General features: G+C 44.5%; 9 protein-coding genes and 1 tRNA gene. 1 reads left to right on the forward strand and 9 read right to left on the reverse strand.

From position 1 onward, the window contains the following. Window positions 1-125: 125 nt before the first annotated feature. Window positions 126-1,769: a sensor domain-containing diguanylate cyclase gene (locus BMW45_RS25390; protein WP_092250466.1), complete on the forward strand. Its 1,644-nt coding sequence runs from the start codon at window positions 126-128 to the stop codon at window positions 1,767-1,769. A gap of 147 nt (window positions 1,770-1,916) precedes the next feature. Here BMW45_RS25390 and BMW45_RS25395 read toward each other — a convergent pair. The 9 genes from BMW45_RS25395 to BMW45_RS28290 all read right to left on the reverse strand — a co-directional run bounded on the left by BMW45_RS25395 (window position 1,917) and on the right by BMW45_RS28290 (window position 16,139). Next, a tRNA-Leu gene (locus BMW45_RS25395) sits at window positions 1,917-2,000 on the reverse strand. Window positions 2,001-2,121: 121 nt separating this feature from the next. Beyond that, window positions 2,122-3,993, reverse strand: coding sequence for a substrate-binding domain-containing protein (locus tag BMW45_RS25400; protein WP_092251189.1), 1,872 nt, complete (start codon window positions 3,991-3,993; stop codon window positions 2,122-2,124). Between the two features lies 1 nt (window position 3,994). Then, window positions 3,995-5,785 carry a cache domain-containing sensor histidine kinase gene (locus BMW45_RS25405; RefSeq protein WP_092250469.1) on the reverse strand — a complete coding sequence of 597 codons (1,791 nt, stop codon included), beginning with the start codon at window positions 5,783-5,785 and terminating at the stop codon, window positions 3,995-3,997. A gap of 86 nt (window positions 5,786-5,871) precedes the next feature. After that, window positions 5,872-6,882 carry an ABC transporter permease subunit gene (locus tag BMW45_RS25410; protein WP_092250472.1) on the reverse strand — a complete coding sequence of 337 codons (1,011 nt, stop codon included), beginning with the start codon at window positions 6,880-6,882 and terminating at the stop codon, window positions 5,872-5,874. Further along, window positions 6,882-7,916 carry an ABC transporter permease gene (locus tag BMW45_RS25415; protein WP_092250475.1) on the reverse strand — a complete coding sequence of 345 codons (1,035 nt, stop codon included), beginning with the start codon at window positions 7,914-7,916 and terminating at the stop codon, window positions 6,882-6,884. Before BMW45_RS25415 ends, BMW45_RS25410 begins: the two co-directional genes overlap by 1 nt. Continuing rightward, a complete protein-coding gene (locus BMW45_RS25420) occupies window positions 7,913-9,442 on the reverse strand; it encodes a sugar ABC transporter ATP-binding protein (protein WP_092250478.1) in 1,530 nt (509 codons plus the stop codon). Before BMW45_RS25420 ends, BMW45_RS25415 begins: the two co-directional genes overlap by 4 nt. 98 nt (window positions 9,443-9,540) lie before the next feature. After that, the gene (locus tag BMW45_RS25425) at window positions 9,541-10,599 is read right to left on the reverse strand and encodes an ABC transporter substrate-binding protein (protein ID WP_092250480.1); all 1,059 of its coding nucleotides are present in this window, start codon (window positions 10,597-10,599) and stop codon (window positions 9,541-9,543) included. Window positions 10,600-10,693: 94 nt separating this feature from the next. After that, the gene (locus tag BMW45_RS25430; RefSeq protein WP_092250483.1) at window positions 10,694-11,920 is read right to left on the reverse strand and encodes a response regulator transcription factor; all 1,227 of its coding nucleotides are present in this window, start codon (window positions 11,918-11,920) and stop codon (window positions 10,694-10,696) included. Between the two features lie 343 nt (window positions 11,921-12,263). Beyond that, window positions 12,264-16,139, reverse strand: a complete 3,876-nt coding sequence (locus BMW45_RS28290) for a pectate lyase-like adhesive domain-containing protein (RefSeq protein ID WP_092250486.1) — start codon at window positions 16,137-16,139, stop codon at window positions 12,264-12,266. Between the last annotated feature and the right edge of the window lie 643 nt (window positions 16,140-16,782).

Consider the following 16,782-nt stretch of genomic DNA (forward strand, 5'->3'; position numbering starts at 1 on the left):
GAATTTCATCTATTTCAAAATGTTTTCTATATTTATATCTTTTTGTGCATTTTTTGACAACATGCTTCATATATTCTATATAAGGCCTATTTCTATTTTCATAGCACTTATGGGAGAAAGTGAAAATGAACGGAGAAACTTTTTTAGACCGCATTCCTTGCGGCATACTGAAGCTTAAAACTTATGAAGATCTTACCATTCTTTACTCCAATCAGGCGATTAAAGCATTATTTCAAGAGCCTGCTTCGCTTCAGGACATGGTATGTGAATCAGAATATCCGGAGCTGCTTGCGGAAATTCGCAGCCACCTGACAGGCGAAGCAGCCAGTTTTGAACTGGAATTCAAAGCAAAAATACAAAAAAGCTGTATCTGGTGTTCCTTACAATTGAATTATATCCCTGAGGAGGAACTATTGTACTGTGCAATCTTCGATATCACATGTATGAAAAAATTCCAGGAACACTTACGGATCCGTGAAGAACAATACCGGCTGGCAAGCCGGCATTCCGGCTGCCTTGTAAGCATCTATGACATCCCTTCCAGAACCCTTTCCCCCTCGCCAGAATTTTCCAGAACTTTCCCCTTTCCCTACACCAAGCCGCTCTCCCCTGAATTCCTTATCGAAAACGGCATTGTGCACAAGGAAAGCGTCACCGACTTTCTGGAATTTTATGATGACATGGAAAAGGGGATACCCGAGGGAAAGTGCATCACACGCTTAAAAATATGTTCCGGAGATTATCATTGGTTTTCTTCGCAATACTCACTGGTGTGTACTGAGGAGCAAAAACCTCTCAGGGGAATCATATCCTACCAGGATATTACGGATCAATATGAAAAAGAACTGGCTTATCAAAAGTGGATGGAATACATGCGCGAACAGAAAAAGGACTGTATCGGCTATTACGAATATAATTTAAAATTCGACTTATTTGAAGAAATCATTGGAGAAATGACTCAGACCATGCCGGATTATGTCTCAAATTCTTTTTCCAGCATTATGACCTACATAGCAGAGAATCACATTTTTGAAGAAGACCGGGAGATGTTTCTAAAATTCTTCAATAAAAACCAATTGCTCTACCACTACTATCGTGGGAACCGGTCCTTACGGCTGGAACACCGGCGTATACGCCCTGATTCCACCGTCTACTGGGGGCTTGGCATGGTGCAGATTGTTTCCGATCCTTATACCGATACGATTAAGGCATTTATTCTCATTAAGGATATTGATACATCCAAACGGGAAGCCCTGAATCTTCAGGAACTTTCCAAACAGGATTCCCTTACCGGTTTGCTAAACAGGGCAACTGCCATACATGCAATCCGCAATACATTAAAAAACAGCCAGGGGCATCACATCCTTATTATGCTGGATATTGACCGTTTCAAGCAACTGAATGATAATTACGGCCATCAGTTCGGGGATAAGGCCCTCCACCGCGCCGCTTCAAGACTTAAATCCGCTTTAAGGCGTGATGACATCTTTGGACGGCTGGGAGGCGATGAGTTCATCATATTATTAAAGGATGTGGCTTATAGCATGGATTTGTACGCTCGTCTCGAAAATTTATGCAGTCTCATTGGCAGCGCTCTGGAACCGGAAGCACATATTTCCGGAAGTCTGGGAACAGCCGCATACCCGGAAGATGGAACTATATTTGAGGAATTATATGAAAAGGCCGACATTGCTCTTTATCACGCAAAGAAACACGGCCGCAGCCAGTATGCGGTTTATGAACCTGGCATGAGCATGGCAAAATTATAAACGTTAAGGGTGCTGCAGATCACAATTATTGATCTAGCAGCACCCTGTTGGATTTAATGACTTTTTGATACCAGGCAAAAGAATCTTTCCTGAAATCATGCAAAAAAATGTCCTGTGGTGAACACCACAGGACATTAAGTATAGCTATGCAGAAGAAGGGACTTGAACCCTCAAGGTATTGCTACCACACGGACCTGAACCGTGCGCGTCTGCCAATTCCGCCACTTCTGCGTTTCAATTGTTCGAATTGGTAATTCAATTCGTACAATTATAATACTATACTTTCAGCAAATAATCAAGTACTTTTTTATTTTCTTTTTCACAAAGCATATTCCAATGAAAATGGCAGTTCTTAATATTCCCTGGTTTTGATAACTGTCTCCGCATCCGACTGATCATACACCTTTTCTTCTGTTATAATCCGAAGAGGCATTTCCTTTCCTGCAACCATATCCCGGATCGCCTTCATAAGCGGAGGACCTAAAAGCGGACTGCATTCCACCGCACAGTTCAGCTTGCCGTCTATCATTGCCTGAAACGCCTCTTTCGTCGCATCCACGGAAACAATCGTTATATCCTTCCCCGGTTTCAATCCATGTGCCTCCAATGCTTTAATCGCTCCAAGGGCCATATCGTCGTTGTGGGAATAGATAATATCCACATCCCAGGTGTGACTTTTTATGTATTCCTCGACAACCTGTTTTCCTCCTTCGAAAGTAAAATCACCATAATCCGTATATACAATCTGATACTGGGGATTCTCCTCTAATATTTCGAAAAAACCTTTCTTTCTCTCTTCCGTAGGCGTCGCCCCTTCACTTCCCTGAAGCTCTAAAATATGAACAATCCCATGCTCCGGTTTTACATGTTCCTTTAGCCAGCGCATGGCTCTTCGCCCTTCCTCTAAAAAATCAGCGCCAATATACGTGGTCGTCAAATCATCTCCCGCCTCAATTCTGCGGTCGGACATTACTACAGGAATATTGGCTTCCTTTGCCTCTTTCAGTACCGCATCCCATCCAGTCTCGACCACAGGAGAAACTACGATTACATCTACCTTCTCCTTAATAAACCTCCGGATCGCTTCAATCTGCTTGTTTTGAGACTGGTCTGCGCTGTCAAAAAGAAGTTCCATATTAAACTCCCTGGCTGCTTCCTGAATCGAGCGGGTATTGGCAAGCCTCCACTGGCTCTCCTGCCCCACCTGGGAATATCCTACGGTAATTCTCCTGCCATCGTCGATACTTTCTCTGTCAAGAGCAGCCAGATACTCACCGGCATTTTTAGGATAGATCGTATGACTTCTTAAAATAACCTGCTTGGGAACACCGCTCTCCTTCCGAAGAATATTAATGGCATATTGCACAGCCTCTTTCCCACCTGTAGGGCAGGAAATCGTTGCCGCAAGCTTTCCTTTTCTAACCAGGTCTACCCCTTCGTTTTCTCCGGTAAAGCCGTCGCACCCGATGACCTTTATCTTCTCGGCAAGGTTCCTGTCTTTTAGTGCCTCATATGCTCCAAAGGCTACTGAATCATTGTTGGCAAATATCAGGGAAACACCTTTTAGTTCTTCCCGCATGGCAAAAACTGCATCATAGGCCGGATCCTTCATATCATTTTTCAAATCACAGACAGTCTTTTCTATATCAGGATAATCCCTGATCACAGAATCAAAACCATCGCTTCGCTCCTCACTCTGAAGGGACCCTGCCGTTGCACGAAGTTCCAGAATCTTCCCCTTTCCGTTTTCAAGCAGCTGGACCGCACATTCTCCGCCCTGCTTCCCGATTAAATTATTGTCCGGACCGATAAATAAATTATAATCAAAGCCTTCCACGCTTCGGTCCATGACAATTACAGGAACTCCCTCCAGATACACATCTCTGACTTTCTTTGTCAGACGGCTGGAATCACAGGGAGAAATGATCAATAGGTCAATGCCAAAATCCAGAAGCCTGTCAACATCCTTTTCCTGCTTCTCCACGCTGGAGGTGGCGTCTGCCGTTACGATCCTGATATTGGGATACTTTCCCGCTTCCTCCTGGATCTCATTTATCAGGGCAACCCGCCATGCTTCCCGCATGTTTGCCTGAGAAACACCGATCACATACTCCACATCGCTTTTATAAACCGTCTGGGTAATTGCCCCGTTATATATACGGTATCCCAAAAAGACAAATACCGATACCAGTAATACCATTAGTAATTTCGTTCTTTTTTCCATTTTATCCTTTTTCAAGATCATTCTGAACTTCTTTCGGAATCCGTATGACAATACGCGTCCCCTGCCCCTCTTTGCTTTCCACCAATACCTGAAACTGCTCACCGTACCGGATGCGCAGCCTCTCCTTAATATAAAACAAACCAAAGCTTCTGTTTCTGCCGGCTTCTCCCGGTTCATTTAGCAATCTGGATAATTCCCATACCTTTTCTTCTTCCATACCCTTTCCGTCATCCCAGACTTCCAGGCTCACCCAATCATCTTCCATTCGTCCGGTGATCTTTAAATGCCCGTCTCCGTTTTTCATCTTAACCCCATGGTAAATGGAGTTCTCCACCAGCGGCTGCAGGATCATTTTCGGTAAAATCACTTTCATGCAGTCTTCTTCTGCCTGAATTTCATACTGTACCTTAGGCCCGTAACGAATTTTCTGTATGTAGAGATAATTGGAAATATATCGGATTTCTTCTTCAATGGTAATATAGTCTTTGCCCTTGCTTAAGCTGATTCGAAAAACATTGGTAAGGGCATCCACAAGATGAACAATGTCATATGCAGAATGCTCCCTGGCCATCCAGCCTATGGTGTCCAGAGTATTGTATAAGAAATGCGGCTTAAACTGTTCCTGAACTGTCTTTAGCTGTGCTTTCCGCTTGTTTTCCTGTTCTTTATAAACCTCCTCCATCAGTTCTTGTATTCGCTCAAGCATCTGATTGAACCGACGGCCAAGCTCACTGACCTCATCCAGATAATTGCCTTCAAACCGAACGGATAAATTTCCTTTTTCCGTCTCCTTCATTAAGTTGCGGAGCCTGACAATAGGTTTTGTAACCGTTTCTGAAATTTTTACCGCTACAATAAATACCGTTAGAATTGTCAAGACCAAAACCCAGCCAAACATAATCAGCATGGTATTGATTCCGCCCATGATTTCACGGTAGGATGAGACACTGACAGTTTTCCAGCCAGTATAGGCGGATTTCTGATAGCTGATCTGATACTTTTCCCCATTGGTAACCGCGGTTACAGGTTCTTCTTCATTCCAAAGCCATTCCGGGCGGATTCGGTAGACAATTTTATTGGTAGGCGCATATACTAAATGATTCTGCTCATCCAGGACGAATACAAATCCATTTTCACCGATGTTCGCATCCTGGATGGCGGAGGAAATAATTTCATGCTTTACATCAAACAGCAATACGCCCACTCTCTCCCCTGTCTCCGGGTCTATAACAGCTTTCATTACCGAAAATACATCATCAATGCTGTAGGCGGCCTCCGTAACAATATTCCTTCCGGTAACATTACTGATGATCTGCATTTCACCTGGAGATGCCGCTGCTTTTTCATACCAGACTTCCTTGATAAACGGGTCCCGGGAGATTCTGGACATCCCGGTTCCCACATACATATCATGCTCCGTAGCAAAAAAGATGCCCGCAATTTCATCATGAGTTTCCGCCACTGTCTCAAAGCTGTTTTTCAGCGCTGCTTCATACTCTTTCCAGCGGTCATCCTCAGCGGATGGGATCTTATTCAGATGCATTGGCTCAATAATCTTGATCAGCATATTCGCAGTCTTTTCAATACTGCTTATGTAGATATCCGTTGTATGCTGGACCTGACCGACCAGCAGGGACGTATGCTGGGTCACATTGCGCTCCGCCTCTCTGGTTGAGCTGATAATCCCCAATAAACCCACAAAGCAAAAAGGAATGAGCGCAATAAAAATATGAGAATTGATCATTTTATCACGAATTTTCATATCCATGAATCTTTTCTTCCAATATTTCATTGCTCTCACTCCTATTTTCATAACATATCCCCTGCTTCATCCAGTATACCGAAGTTAACAGACTCTTACAACTGCATTATGCTTTATTATTCGTTCTTCCCCTTTGATTTTTCTGTGCGGATCGCAATGATTCTCTGGATTACGATAAAGAAACAAAGAAGCGCCGCAATGGTAACTTTCGTCCACCAGGTATTTAAATTCTGATAGGTAACGATTGTCTGGATAATCCCCTCTATCATGACTCCGACTACCGTACCCGCTACAGTTCCTACGCCTCCGGTCAGCAGGGTACCGCCGATTACAGCGGATGAAAGTGCATCCAGTTCAAGACCCAGATTTTGGAGCCCGAATCCAGCCAGAGTATAAAAACTGAACACGATTCCTCCGAGAGCGGCGCAAAAGCTGCTGATTCCGTATGCCGCAATTTTCGTTCTTGCAACATTTAATCCCATGAGGCTTGCGGACGTTTCGCCGCCTCCCAGTGCGTATAAACACCTGCCAAACTTTGTATATCTCAGGGTATAGACCGCAGCCGCAAAAACAATCAAAAGGATAAATACATAGTAATAAATTTTCCCGTTCCACGCTTTTGCTTCTCCCAGGTGAACCGCCACCTTACCAAGAGCCATGGTCTTAAAAAACGGATCACTGATGGGAATGGAGCGTTCACTGATTACAACGCAAAGTCCCCGCATTAAAAACTGGCCTGCCAAAGTCACAATGAACGGCTGAAGCTTAAAATAATGAATCAAAGCCCCTTGGGTACAGCCTATGATGATTCCCGCAAGAAGCATCAGAAGGATCACCAGAAATGCCGGAACTCCCCGTTCCAGCAGGTACGCAGAGCCTACACCGGTAAATGCAATGGTAGAGGCAATGGAGATATCGATCCCTCCGCTTATTAGCACAAAGGTAGCTCCGATTGCCGCTATCATTAAGTATGCGTTGTCATTAAAGAGGTTTAAAAAGGTTGATAAAGATAAAAAGTTATTGTACTTTACAGAACCAAATAGAAACATCAGGACAAACAGCACAACGGTGATAACCAGTGAAATATTATTGATCTGAACCTTTTTACTTTTTCCCGTCTGTTCCATCAGTTACCAACCACCTTTCTGTTTATCATTTTGCGCTTGATGACCAGATCCTTAAACTGTTTTGACTGCGACAGACAGATGATAATAATCAACAATGCCTTTAACACACGGATATAAGCCGCCGGAACTCCCAGTGCCAGTACTGTTGTTGTGATGCTTTGTACGATCAATGCTCCTATGACGCTGGCTGGAATGGAAAAACGCCCGCCCATTAAGTTGGTTCCTCCTATTGCTACGGCAAGAATGGCATCCATTTCAATCCCCAGCCCCGCATTATTGCAGTCCGCGCCTTTAATCCCAGCACTTTCAATTAAACCGGCCACCGCAGCAAAGGCTCCCGAAATTGTATAGATTGCCAGCAGCATCCGGTCAACCTTAATGCCCACGTACTTTGAGGCAGTCGGATTGCAGCCCACGGATTCCAAAAACAGGCCAAAGGCTGTTCTTCCTGTAAATAGTACCAGAAAACCCACTAGAAAAAGCACAATAAACAAGGGGAAAGGAATACCGAGAATATAACCTCCATTGATAAAATAATAGGCTTCCGAAGTAATCGTAACAATCTTTCCCCTGGTAATCAGCTGTGCGATTCCCCTGCCCGCCACCATTAAAATCATGGTGGCTACAATTGGCTGAATCTTTATTTTAGCCACTAAAAAGCCATTCCAGATGCCGCTGACCGTTCCTGCAAGGATCGCGATAATAATCGCCGCGACAACATTCCCATGGAATGACGGAAAAATATTCCCGTTGACAATGCTGCAGGCAATGGCTCCGCTGATCGCCATGATAGAGCCTACGGAAATATCGGTTCCGCCCGTTGCCAGTATCATAGTCATGCCGCCAGCCAGTATCATGAGCTTGCTCCCATTTCTTACAATGTCAATAATACGTCCGTATAAGTGCGCATCCACTATGGATAGTGTAAAAAATTCTCCCTTGCTTACAATACCGTTAAAGAGCAGAATTATCATAAATATGATGAGGGGGCGGAAATACTGTTTTCCTGTCAAACGATTCCAGATTTCTCTCATGACACTTCACCTCCAGCCATAATATGCATAATTGCTTCTTCCGATATTTCTTTTCCGTTTAGCTCTCCTACCTGCTTCATATCACGGAGCACAATCATCCTGGTGCAGCAGCGGAGCATCTCATCAATCTCCGATGATATGAAGAGCACCGCCATCCCTCTTCCTGCTAGATCCATAACTATTTTCTGTATCTCCGCCTTGGTCCCGATATCGATTCCCCTGGTTGGTTCATCAAGCATCAGAAATTCCGGATCCGTGGCAAGCCATCTGGCAAGAATTACTTTTTGCTGGTTTCCTCCGCTTAAATTCTTAATTAACTGTTCTGCGTCCGGTGTTTTGATCTGAAGCTTTTCAATATATTCCTTCGTAAGCTCCTCCGCTTCTTTCCTTGAAATCTTATGGAAGATGCCCCGTTTCACCTGAAGGGCAAGAATGATATTTTCCCAGATGGATAGCTCTCCGATAATTCCCTCTGTCTTCCGGTTTTCCGGGCAAAAAGCGATTCCGTTTCGGATTGCGTCTAAGGGAGAATGGAGGTGAGCCATCTCATTTTTCACCTTTACTTCTCCTTCGCTTACGGGATCTATTCCGAATAAGACCTTGGCTGTCTCCGAACGCCCGGAGCCTAAGAGCCCGGAAAAGCCCAGAACCTCTCCCATTTTTACTTGAAGCTCAAACCCCTTAACCGTTCCAGGGCTGCTGACATTGACCAGTTCAATAAAAGTCTCCTTTTCCTGCCCCTCTGCTTCCTCCGGCCGTTTTGCATTCATGGCTTCCTTAAGCCCTGCATAGTCCTTGCCTATCATTTTTCCCACCAGTTCTACTCTTGGCAGCTCTTTCGTCAGATAGGTTCCCACATATTTTCCGTTTCGAAGTACGGTGATTCTGTCGGTGACTTCATACACCTGATCCAGAAAATGTGTAACAAAAACAATTCCCATGCCCTCTTCGCGGAGCTTTCTCATAATTTGAAACAACTTATCGACCTCAGCGGAAGAAAGGCTGCTGGTGGGTTCATCCAAGATCAGAACCTTGGCTTCAATATCACTGGCCCTTGCAATGGCCACCATCTGCTGGATCGCTACAGAGTAATGATCCAGATTTTTTGTAACATTTATATGTAAATCAAATTTATCCAGCAGTTCACTGGCGTCGGCATTGATTTTTTTCCAATTGATGGTTCCAAACCGGTTTCTCGGTTCCCGCCCAATATAAATATTTTCCGCCACGGAAAGATTGGGGCAAAGATTGACTTCCTGGTATACCGTTGAAATTCCTTCGTTTTGCGCTTCCTGTGTGGATCTCGGATTGATCTGTCTCCCGTCTAACTCAATGACTCCCCGGTCCTTTGCTTCCACTCCGGTCAGCACTTTAATGAGCGTTGATTTTCCCGCACCGTTTTCCCCCAGCAAGGCATGTATTTCCCCCCGATTTAAATCAAACTGCACATCAGCCAAAGCAATAACTGCTTTCCCAAATGCCTTGGATATATTTCTCGCTGTCAAAAGCTGATTCCCAGCACTCATGGCGTTTCCTCCTCGCTTTCCAATTAAGAGGGCATTTCCCCTGATATGAAAAGGGTTGCTGCAAAAATAATGATATACTTTTGCAGCAACCCCGCGGTTTAATATTTGCGGTCCGGAAGTACCTTAGCTGCCATATCAGCAGTAAATACGCCATCTACTGATTTCACCCATTTATCAACAGACTGGCCTGCCTTCAGCTTTGCTGCTGTTTCAAATAAAAGCGGCCCAAGCAGTGGATTACATTCTACGGTACAATTTGCCTCCCCGGCTGCCATTGCTTCAAAGATTCCGCGGACACCATCGATGGAAACGATCTTGATGTCTTCGCCCGGCTTTAATCCTGCCTCTTTGATTGCCTCGATTGCTCCAAGGGCCATGTCGTCATTGTGCGCATAAACGCCCTTGATATCCTTATTGGATTTAAGGAAAGACTCCATAACTTCTTTTCCCTGGGCTCTGGTGAAATCACCGGTCTGGGAAGCTACGATCTCAATCCCCGGATAGCTTGCCTTGATCTCATCATCAAATCCGGTTTTACGGTCCGTTGCTGCGGAAGCGCCTACCGTTCCTTCCAGTTCAACAATTTTTCCATTTTCTCCGAGCAGCTTTGCCATTTCCTTTGCGGCCATCTTGCCTTCTTCAATGAAGTCAGAGCCGATAAAGGTTGCGTATAAATCTTCCCCGACATCCGCTCTCCTGTCCAGAAGAATAATCGGAATCCCCGCTTCTTTCGCCTCAGCAAATACCTGATCCCATCCGGTTTCCACAACCGGTGCAAGACCAATGACATCGACCCCCTGCTCAATGAAGTTCTTGATTGCTTTAATCTGATTTTCCTGCTTCTGCTGTGCATCTGCAAAAAGAAGCTCCACCTTATCCCCGTTTTCAGATGCATAGGTCTGAATGGAAAGGGTTTCTGCGTCACGCCAGCCGGATTCCTGACCGATCTGGGCAAATCCGACTACCAGCTTTTCTCCTGACGCGTCGGGAGTTTTGGCCGTGGTTTCCTCTGCCTTTGCTGTGGTCTCAACCTGTGCGGCCGTAGTCTGGGGCGCCGCTGTGGTTGCGGTAGAACTGCTGGCTCCGCTGCTGCAGGCGGCTAAGGAAACCGCTGCCATGGAAGCACACAGCAACACGCTTAAAATTCTTTTTTTCATTTTAATGATCCTCCTTTTTTGTTTTAACGATACGTTTATTATGCCGGAAGGAGGAGGGAAAGTCTTTGCAATAATTTGAGTAAAAGGTATAAAATCATTGCATGGTGGAGGCATGGTTATCATTTCTAATTAGCCTCCGGTATTCCGCAGGGCTGACCCCTAGGTTCTTTTTAAACACATTGCTGAAATAATGCTGGTTTGCATACCCGGTAAGCTCCGCAATTTCGTAAATTTTCAATTCGCCGTTATGTAAAAGTTCTATTGCCTTTCGGATCCTGACACTGGTTAAATAATCGATAAAGGTGACTCCCATCTCTTTGCGGAACATCCTGCTTAAATGGGGAACAGAAAGATTCACATGATCCGCCGCATCCTGAAAGGAAAAATCCTCCCGTGAGAAGTTGTCCTCGATATAGAACTTCACATCCTTAATCACAGAGGAACCGGTCTCCAGCTCCTTCAACCGGCTGACTGCCGTTTCATAGGTTTCAGCTAAAGCTCCGTAATCATCTCCGTTCCCCTGTATTACTACACTGCGTACCGGCAAACGGGATTCCAGCATTTTACAATAGGTTTCTGATTGCTCCTCTGCAATTTCCTGGGCCACCTTTTTTGAGATCACCACCAGATTTCCGTGCCTGTCCTGGCAGCTGTTTGGGTTCACAAGCCCCTGAAACATTTCATTTGCAATATTCTCAGCTACAAAAAACAGCAGATCTTCATTCCAGGTGCTTTTTACGTCTTCCATCTTCTGATATTCCAGGGAAACAACTGTAATTGTAAACGGCTCCGGAAGCAGCAGATTTAAATACTGGGAACGTTCCATGATTTCTTCTCTTGTATAATGCCCTTCCAAAGCCCTCTGCAAAAAGTTAGAGGCAAGATAAGTGCGGTTTTGTGCCAGCATACTCTTTGCCCAATCAAGATATTTATCTTCACTTGCCTCTCTCTGCAATCTCTCCCGGACCCGCTGCATCATCTCATCAAAAGGCCCTTCCATCAGAGGTTTGAGAAGATACTCAAAGACCCCCAACTTCAGCGCTTCTCTGGCATATTCAAACCGGTCATAACCAGTGATGATCACCGCCACCGCCCTAGGATTTATTTCTTTTAAGCTTTTAATGAATTGAAGACCATTAAGAAATGGCATGTTAATATCTACAAAATAAACATCCGGCGAAATGTCTTTTGCCAGTTCTAAAGCCATCACTCCATCCTCTGCTTCTGCTGCCAACTCAAAATCACTGTATTGTCTCAAAAAACTGATAATCCCCCGGCGAATGATATACTCATCATCCGCTACCAGTACTTTATACCCCATAGGTACTCCTCCTGAATTTTATTTGAATCCTATTATAGCATATTTTTTCCTTTGTAACTGTGTTTCTATATGTAAGGAGTATAGTAGGTTCATATACATGACCAAAGATGGTTTCTATGCAGTTTCCTGGCCTTCCATTGGGAGGAAGACTTCCCTATCATACATTTTCCCTTAATCCTTCTTTTGGTTTTTAACACCATAAGCCGGGGTCTTAATACCAGTACCCCGGCTCGGATAACTTAATATGATCCAATGATATATAAGGCCCCTTTCATAAACCAAGGGGCGAATGGAAAAGGCGATAAGGAATATTATTATCGAGTCCCTTACCGCCTTTTCATTTTTATTTTATTTTTTTAATGCCTAATTGACATAAAACAAACGCAAAGAATGATACCAAGGATAATAACAGATAAACGTTCCAGGATACACTGGTGTCGCCTGTTTTCGGTAAACCGTCTATTTCACCTATTTCGTTTATTTCACCTATTTCGTTTACTTCGTTTGTTTCACTGTTTCCTTTCGGTATTGACTGGTCATCTACAACAATTTCCTCGATGGTCTCTTCGTTGACACTGTTCCCAGATATAACACCAGGTCCACCGGTATTGTTACTGCTTCCTACAGGTCCTCGGGAACTGCTGCTACTTCCACTCCCGCTACTACTTCCTCCTCCGCTACTTCCGCCGGATCCGCTGGAATTGCCACCGCTTCCACTTCCGCCGCTACTTCCGCCGCTGGTTTCACTTCCGCCTCCGGTTTCACTTCCTCCACCAGTTTCGTTTCCTCCACCGATTTCACTTCCTCCGCCAGTTTCGTTTTCTCCACCAGTTTCACTACCTCCACCAGTTTCGTTTTCTCCGCCGGTTTCGCTTCCTCCGCCGGTTTCGCTTCCTCCGCCGGTTTCGCTTCCTCCGCCGGTTTCGTTTCCTCCACCGGTTTCACTTCCTCCGCCAGTTTCGTTTCCTCCACCGGTTTCACTTCCTCCACCCGTTTCGTTTCCTCCGCCAGTTTCACTACCTCCACCAGTTTCGTTTCCTCCGCCGGTTTCACTTCCTCCGCCAATTTCGTTTCCTCCGCCAGTTTCACTTCCTCCGCCGGTTTCGTTTCCTCCTCCGGTTTCGCTTCCTCCGCCAGTTTCACTTCCTCCACCAGTTTCACTTCCTCCACCAGTTTCGTTTCCTCCGCCGGTTTCGCTTCCTCCGCCGGTTTCACTACCTCCACCAGTTTCGTTTCCTCCGCCAGTTTCACTTCCTCCACCAGTTTCGTTTCCTCCACCGGTTTCACTTCCTCCACCGGTTTCACTTCCTCCACCAGTTTCGTTTCCTCCGCCAGTTTCACTTCCTCCACCAGTTTCGTTTCCTCCACCGGTTTCACTTCCTCCACCAGTTTCGTTTCCTCCACCGGTTTCACTTCCTCCGCCAGTTTCGTTTCCTCCTCCGGTTTCACTTCCTCCGCCAGTTTCACTTCCTCCGCCAGTTTCGTTTCCTCCGCCAGTTTCGTTTCCTCCTCCGGTTTCGTTTCCTCCGCCGGTTTCACTTCCTCCGCCGGTTTCACTTCCTCCGCCGGTTTCGCTTCCTCCGCCGGTTTCGTTTCCTCCACCAGTTTCGCTTCCTCCACCGGTTTCACTTCCTCCGCCAGTTTCGTTTCCTCCTCCGGTTTCACTTCCGCCTCCGGTTTCCGTTCCTCCGCCAGTTTCAGGTTCCCCACCGGTTTCATTGCCTCCTTCGGTTTCAGTTTCCTGCCAATCGGGTATACCATTCGGCTCATCTTCATTGCCATTGCCGTTAATATCGTTTTTATCTTTTATATCCAACGAATAAACGAGTACTAATTTCCCATCTGGTATGGGATCTTCCTCTATGTCCTCAGGATAGGTAAAGGAAATTTCCCTGCCTTCCAACTGATAGGACGAAAGACCGCCTTTATTATCCCATTCATCATTGGTCAAAATATCGTCAAACACGTAGTTTTCTGCATGATATGTCTGGGTTTTAGGTGCAATATAAATGCCTGCCGAACCGACTTTTTCATATAAGGTAGCTATTTCTATATTCTCTCGCTCACTGACAGGCTGAGGATCCCCAACGGTGCCGTCATAAAGACTATAGAATACCTTTACCGTTGAATAAGGCTGCTGATAGTCAGGGATCCCATCCGGATCAGTTCCCGGAATCGCTCCTCGGTTGTCAACAGCATAATAGAGCGTGTGCGTTCCCAAACCATTCTCAGTATCGCTCATTGTCAGTGTCCAATCAGAAATTGCTGCATTAACCGGTAACTGATTCAGTGTATATTCCCTGTCAAAGATATAATGATCTTCTCCGCTTCCTAATTGTATTTCCTTAGCAATTGAATAGTTGTAATCATTGTTCTTCGGACCTGAAACAGGAAATGGTCCGCCAATTTCGGCCGGGATGCTGCTGACAGATGTACCATCCCAAATTTCGTATAAAACGCTGCCACTTGTCAAAGCAGCTTTTGCCCGTAGTTCCAATACATTAATGTTTTTTAATGCATTAGTACCTGACAGATTGAAAACATCACCATGACCCTGAGAATAGTTTATAATTTCAGCATTTGCTCCAGATCTTAGAGTTGCTGAGTATTGTGCTCCATCCAACACCCACTGGTAAGGGGCATCCGGGGAGGTTACGTAGTTGTTTTCAAGGGCCACCTGATTTCCTGGGTTGATATTCCCTGTTATAGATACATTATTTTCAGGTAAAGACACCCAGGAACGAATCCCATTTGTTTTTATGTTCAAACTAGCATTGCTGGAGCTCTTGATTACATAAGAGTTTGTGTCGCTCTTGCTATTGAACAATACAACATTTTGGGGATTTGTAAATGAAATGCTGGGGCTGCTGTCCCGCAAGGTAATCAGGGATTCTGCTTGCGAATTATTCTTGGCAATAAGGTTTACTTCGGCACCATCTGCAATGCTGATAGTGTTTGCACTGACCATCGAGTTGTTGGCATTGGCAGCTGAATCAGCATAATCCACAACATATGTCCACTTTGCCCCTTCACCGACACGAATTGAGTCCGCCGTAAAATAGGCAGGAAGATTGCTTACATCATTTGTATTAAACTTTTTATCAGCTTTGATATCGAAGACAACACTTGCCTGATCCCCAATAATAAGGCTGCCAAGCTTATAGTAATCGGTAATAAATCCATTGCCGCCGCCTACATGGTGATATTCAAACACAGCATTTTCTCCAACGATAAATGGAGTGGAGTAGGCGGATGTATAGGTACCAATTAAACCGGTTGTATATGTAGATTGCTTTGTTTTTCCCGCCTCATCCTTAATGATAAGAGAAGCGCCGTCTGCTACCTTCACGTAGCTGTCCCCATACCAGTAAATATAGAAGATCGGATCAATATCACCGAGAACACCCCCGCCGTCTGCCGGAGAGTCCTGTTTGGCGATGGTATTATTACCTTCAAATGTGATAAAATTTGCGGCAATGGTTTCAGAAGCGTGGGTATCCTGCCACAAAGCTCCATAAGACGCAGAGCCAGATGACGGCAAACTTCCTCCATATCCATCTGAATCTACTCCGCTACCTCCTGATCCATTGCGGTAACTCATCGTTATGTCGCAGTCTCTAAATAATACCTGCGGTTTATAAACCGGATATATAGCAATATCGCCCATACCCGGTCCTTTGTAAGTAACATGATCAAAGGTAATCTGCACATCATTCATGACATTACCGGCCGGAAAATAACAGCCAACCTCACTACTGCCGTACCAAGTAATATCTTTCATCGTAAATGAATTTACCTTGCTCGCGTTAGGAAAATAAAAATTGCCATTTTCGACAATCGTATGGGGCCACTTAAATATAATCTTATATTGGTTCTGGCCATCGATTACGAAGCTGCCGTTACCACCGGCATTTGCTTTATTTCCAACCAAAATCCCTTGCGGTTGTCCAGAAAAACCCGGCTGAGCCGTACTTTGATAATTACTGTTCCAATTACCCTGCGAATTTGTCATTCCATACTCTATAACAACATCATCGGCAAGCGTAATTTTCCAGGCATTATTACTGTTAACTGCCTGAATAAAGTCTTTGGCAGTGCTTACCGTAACCTCCCCAGTCTCCTCTGCAAATATCCTTATCGGGAACATCGCACAGAGCAAAACCATCACCAAAAGCAAGCTGATTATTTTGCTGCTTTTACGGTGTTTCATTGTTTGCATATGTTTTCCTCCTATTTTTTGATCCCCTTTTATTACTGGATTTGAAGGGCATCCCGTTCTTATTAGTCCCAACCGCTTTTCCGGCGAAAGATGAAGGTCCTAACTCTTTTCATAATTATTAATCTTTAAAGCTTTCTATTTAGGGATAACATCCCTACTGTAAGATTCATCTTTAAAGTTATAACAGGTACATATAACGCCCCCATAACATCCGTAATATAACAAAATATAATAGGCGTTTTTTATCAAAATGTATTCACTCACGGAACTCTGCGCAGTCTTTAAGATACCGCCTTTTTTGCTGCATCATCTTTATTATAGAAGCCGCAAACCCTGCTTAATTTCATTACTTCTTCTTCATCTGCTGTATAAGCGCCCCGTTAAGCTGCAAAATAATAATCTGAATTGCATAATTTATTGTTATAAGAAATTTTTCCGAAGCCTCCTTTCCAAAAAGTATTAATTTAATTAAACTTTACCTCGGAAGTATAGTATAAAAAACTGCATTTATTAAACCCATGTAGTGAATTAGGGTTTTGGTGTATTAAATTTCCCACCAATGGAAGAAAGTACTATTCCTTCTCATACAGGTACAAAAAAAATCAACCGATTGTAAATAATCTAAAATCCCCATTGACTCTTA

The sequence above is a fragment of the Lacrimispora sphenoides genome (genome assembly GCF_900105215.1).
GTDB lineage: Bacteria > Bacillota > Clostridia > Lachnospirales > Lachnospiraceae > Lacrimispora > Lacrimispora sphenoides_A.